Annotated in this window: 4 protein-coding genes; 1 reads left to right on the plus strand and 3 read right to left on the minus strand. The window is 70.0% G+C overall.

What is annotated here, in order from left to right:
• The 3 genes from V7E05_RS13575 to V7E05_RS13585 all read right to left on the minus strand — a co-directional run.
• The coding region (locus V7E05_RS13575; RefSeq protein WP_333620170.1) for a M20/M25/M40 family metallo-hydrolase at positions 1-1,011 on the minus strand (1,011 nt) is incomplete at its 3' end.
• Positions 1,008-2,369 (minus strand): amino acid deaminase/aldolase, encoded by a 1,362-nt coding sequence (locus V7E05_RS13580; RefSeq protein WP_333620171.1) that lies wholly within the window; start codon positions 2,367-2,369, stop codon positions 1,008-1,010. The genes V7E05_RS13575 and V7E05_RS13580, both read right to left, overlap by 4 nt.
• A 156-nt stretch (positions 2,370-2,525) precedes the next feature.
• Positions 2,526-3,218 (minus strand): TetR/AcrR family transcriptional regulator, encoded by a 693-nt coding sequence (locus V7E05_RS13585; RefSeq protein ID WP_333620172.1) that lies wholly within the window; start codon positions 3,216-3,218, stop codon positions 2,526-2,528.
• Between the two features lie 166 nt (positions 3,219-3,384).
• Between V7E05_RS13585 and V7E05_RS13590 the strand changes: the two genes are divergently transcribed.
• The coding region (locus V7E05_RS13590; RefSeq protein WP_333620173.1) for a D-arabinono-1,4-lactone oxidase at positions 3,385-4,544 on the plus strand (1,160 nt) is incomplete at its 3' end.

A 4,544-nucleotide genomic window follows, 5' to 3' on the forward strand; every position in this document is an offset into this window, starting at 1 on the left:
TCTACCTGGCAGGACGCGACCGTCGAACGCACCGGTGGCCTGGGTCGGGATCACGTTGACCTTGTAGCCAGCGTCGACCACGGTCACCGAGGCAGTGTCCGACAGGGTCGCGCGCACCATCGGCTCGAGGTGGCCGAGCCGCCCGAGGTTCTCCTGGAGACCCTCGAGTGACGGCGGAGTTCCGAGGATCTCCCCGACCTGCCGGGCCATAGCGGCGACGGATTCGGTGGGTGTGAGGGGGAACTCGTGCTCGGCGACGCGCGCCATCGCCGTCACCAATCGCGCGACGGCGTTGTCGGCGGTCGGCATCGAGGCGTGCCCGGCGGTCCCCTTCGCCGTGAGCTCGCCCCAGGCGACGCCCTTCTCCGCAGTCGCCACGGGGTAGAGGCGCTTGCCGCCGAGCGGCACCGAGAACCCGCCGACCTCGCTCATTGCGTGGGTGGCGCCGGCGAAGAGGTCCGGGCGGTTCTCCGCGAGCCACTTGGCGCCCCACGTGCCCGCGTGCTCCTCGTCGGCGAAGAACGCGAGAATCAGCGTTCGGCGCGGGGCGACCTCGGCACGGCGCATCGCGCGCACCGCGGCGAGCATCATCCCGAGCATGTCCTTCATGTCCACGGCTCCACGTCCGTAGAGCCAGCCATCGCGGATCTCCCCGGAGAACGGCGGCACGGACCAGTCGTCGGCCGCCGCTGGAACGACATCGACGTGGCCGTGGACCACGAGCGCCCCGGCCTCCGCGTCGGTGCCCTCGAAGCGGGCGACGAGCGAACCGCGGCCGGGCCGCGACTCGACGAGCTCGCTGTCGATGCCGACCTCGGAGAGGTACTCGGCGATCCTGCGGCACACTCGCGTCTCGCCGTCGCCGATGGTCTCGAGATCGCCGGTGTTGACGCTCTCGATGCGTATCAGGTCCGCCGTGATCTCCACGGCCTCGGCGAGCATCGCCGCCGTGTCCACGTCATCGAGCGGGTCGGCGCCGCCGACTCCCTGATCGGTTCGCTCGGAACTCAACCGAAACACTTCCCTTCGCCGCGATAGGTGGGCCAGACGTCGACAACGACCCCAGTAGGGGCATCGACCGCAGCATCGGCCTCGAGCCGGCTGCCCTCTTCGCCCAACACCGTATCTACTACCACGTATTCCGCGAACCTCTCGGCGAGCTCCCCCGCCTTGGCATGCCGAAGCCACGCGCGCCCGCCGATGGGGACCTCCGTGTCCCGGATCGGCGTCTGCACCTCCCCCGCCCCCTCGCGGGGCGTGTACCGGAACGGCGGTGAGGCGGGGACCGGGAGCCGATCGGCGCCAGGCGCTCCCGAGGCCGCGTAGCCGCCGTAGAGCAGCGTCGTCATCCCGGGGGCGGGCCGGCGCACGGCGTCGAGCGCGAAGAACAGGGCGGGCCGCGGGGCGAAGGAGCGGTAGTGGTCAAAGGTGCCGGGCACGAAGAGCCCGGAGCCGGCAGTGACTTCGGTGACCGCAGGGGCCGCTGCCGATTCGTCGATCGAGCCGGTGCCCCCGGAATTGAGGATCTCCGGCTCCGCGCCCGTGATCTCGGCGATGGTCGCGGCGACCTCCTGGCGTAGGGGAACGAGACGGCGCATCGAGAGACGCTTGACGGGGCCGATTCCGAACGTGTTGTCCTGGACACCGGCGACCTGCGCCTCGTAGAACATCGCGCCGAGGACCCTGTGGCCGCGGCGATGGAACTCCCCCGCGAGCTCGGCGACCCGGGAGGCCGTGCGGACCGGGGAGCGCCGAGTACCGAGGTGGATGGGCCCGATGCGGAGTGAGCAGTCGACGTCGATACACAGCCGGAGCCCGGCACCGCCGACGGACTCGGCGATGTCGACCTGTTCCTCGGAATCGACCATCAGGGTGATCGCCGCGCGCGCCCGCTCCCCCTCCGGCGTGTGCTCGGCCAGCGCGGCAAGCGCATTGCGGTCGACGGTGGGATAGCCGATAAGGACGTCGTCACAGCCGAGTTCGACGAGCCACAGCGCCTCGCGCAGCGAGTACGCCATGATCCCGCGGAAGGCCCCGCCGAATTCCCCGGTTCCTCGCAGGTCCGGGCCGAGAGCGAGCTCGAGTGCGCCGCGGGTACGCACGGATTTCGAGGCGATACGCACGCGCGTGCCGGCGGCACGCTCGGCGATGAGCGCGAGGTTCGCCCGCAGGCTCGGCAGGTGCACGGCGGCAAGTGGGGCGGACAGGTCCCGGGTGGCCTCGTCGAGCGCCGTCACCGCCTCTTCGAGGTCCCGCGCGGAGGCCTTGCCGCGGGCGAGGACCTCGCGCCCGCCGACCTTCCGTCCGGAGTCGATCACTTGGCGGGACTCACCCTCGCCGAGCGTCTGACGAGCTGCCTCCGTGCCCATATCGCCATCCCGTTCCCCCGCCGCGGCGGGAATCGATCGACTTGCAGAGCGCTCTCCCGGGACGGCCCCGAAAGCTCGGTCCGGCCCGGTTCGGCCGGCGCTGTCAGTCCAGCGCCGTACGTCCTGCGCCTGCCACCGGGCCGAGGCCTTCGAGCCCTAGGCCCCGGCGGGCTCCGCCCCTGTCGCCTCCGCCTGCGAACCCGCCGCCTGCGAAGCTTCAGCTTCGGCCGGACGCGCCTGCGAGACGAAGGAGTCGATGCCCATGTCCATGGTGCGCTTGAACGCCTCTGCGTCGCGATCGATGAGCCACCGCAGAACTGCGCCGTCGAGCAGCGCGACCATTCCTCCGACGACGGAGGGGAAGTCCTCCCATTCCATGCTCGAGGATTCGGCCGCGCGCCGCGCGACGAGTTCGACGAGCGAATCGTAGCCGTGGTACTGGCCGTGGGCGAGGCCCGTACCGGCCTGCGAGCGCGATCGCAGCGTGTAGGCGACGATCTCGTAGGTGAGGAGCTGACGATCGGGCATCGAGCTGATCACCTGCCACTGAAGGTCGAGGGCCTCCCTGATGAGGTCGCCGAGGGCCTGCGGACCGGTAGCCCCGGAGCTGAAGTCGAGGTTGAGGAACGCGCGGGTCGCCGAGGCGAGGTCCTCGTTGACCGCGTCGATCACCGCCTGGACGAGTTCGTCCTTGTCGACGAAGCAGTAGTGCACGACGCCGAGCGACACCCCGGCGCGCTCGGCGACCGACCGGATCGTCAGCGAACCGAGGCCGCTCTCCTCGGAGATACTGATGGCGGCGGCGAGCAGCTGGGCGCGGCGCTCTTCGGCTGGCAATCTCTTGGACACGCGCATCACTATAAGTCCCGGCGTTCTGCGGCCGGACCATTTCGGGCCACACGGGAATGCCGGGTACCTGGGCACACGCGCCCGCGCCCACCCGATTCGGACAAACGACCAAGTAGCGGCGCGTTTCGCCCCTTCGGCCCCGGTCCGATCGCTTATAGTGCTCCGCATGGCCTCACCCTCATGGAGCAACTGGAGCCGCACGGCCACGTGGCATCCGCTTGAAATCGTCCGCCCCACCACGACCGCGGAGCTGTCCCGGCTCGTTTCGGCCTGCGCGGAATCGGGAGTCGGGGTCAAATGCGTCGGCGCCTCGCATTCGTTCACCCCGTGCGCGGCGACGGACGGCGTCATGGTCACTCTCGACGACCTCACGGGCGTCGAGTCGGTCGTTCCCCTCACCGACGCCGAAGGCCGTCCTGCGGGCGCCGCCGTCACCCTGTGGGCCGGCACGCGGCTCGCCGATATCGGCCCGCTCCTGTGGGACCTCGGCCTGTCGCAGGAGAATCTCGGCGATATCGACACCCAGTCCATCGCCGGCGCGATCTCCACCGGCACACACGGCACGGGTCTCGGCTTCGGCGCGATCCCCACGACGGTGCTGGGCGTCCAGATCGTCACGGGCACCGGCGAGATCGTCGACTGCGACGCAGAGCATTCCTCCGAGCTGTTCGAGGCCGCTCGGCTCGGGATCGGCGCCGTCGGCATCCTGTCCAAGATCACGATCCGCTGCGTCCCCGCCTTCGGCCTCGCCGCCGAAGAGCGTCCAGGGCGTATCGACGAGCCGCTCGAGGACCTCGCCGGTTTCCTCCTCAGCGACGACCACGTCGAGTTCTTCTGGTTCCCCCACACCGATCTCGTGGAGATCAAGAAGAACCACAGGATGGGCGCCGGCAAGGCGGGGCTGCGTCCGAAGTCCGCGCTGGCGGAGCGAACCGAGGACTTCCTGTCCAACACCATCTACGAGGGCCTGTGCCGCACCGTGAGCAAGCGCCCGTCCCTCGCCCGCAGGATCAACGAGGTCTCGGGGCGCGCGATGGGCCGCTCGAACTACTCCGACCGCTCGTACAAGGTGTTCGCCTCCGCACGCCGCGTCCGCTTCCGCGAAACCGAATTCTCCGTCTCGCTCGCCGACGCCCCGGGCGTGATCGACGAATTGCGCTCGCTCTTCGACTCTGGCGACTTCCACACGCCGTTCCCCATCGAGGTGCGCGGAACGGGCGCCGACGAGCTGTGGCTCTCCACGTCGCACGGCCGCGACTCCGTGCACATCAGCGTCCACCAGTACGTCGGGATCCCCGACGACGGCCTCTTCGCACGCGTCGAGGA

It is taken from the genome of Dietzia sp. (genome assembly GCF_036741115.1).
Lineage (GTDB): Bacteria > Actinomycetota > Actinomycetes > Mycobacteriales > Mycobacteriaceae > Dietzia.

Coding starts and splice junctions, on each gene's coding strand:
- V7E05_RS13580 (WP_333620171.1), bottom strand. CDS start 2,369: ATGGGCACGGAGGCAGCTCGTCAGACGCTCGGCGAGGGTGAGTCCCGC.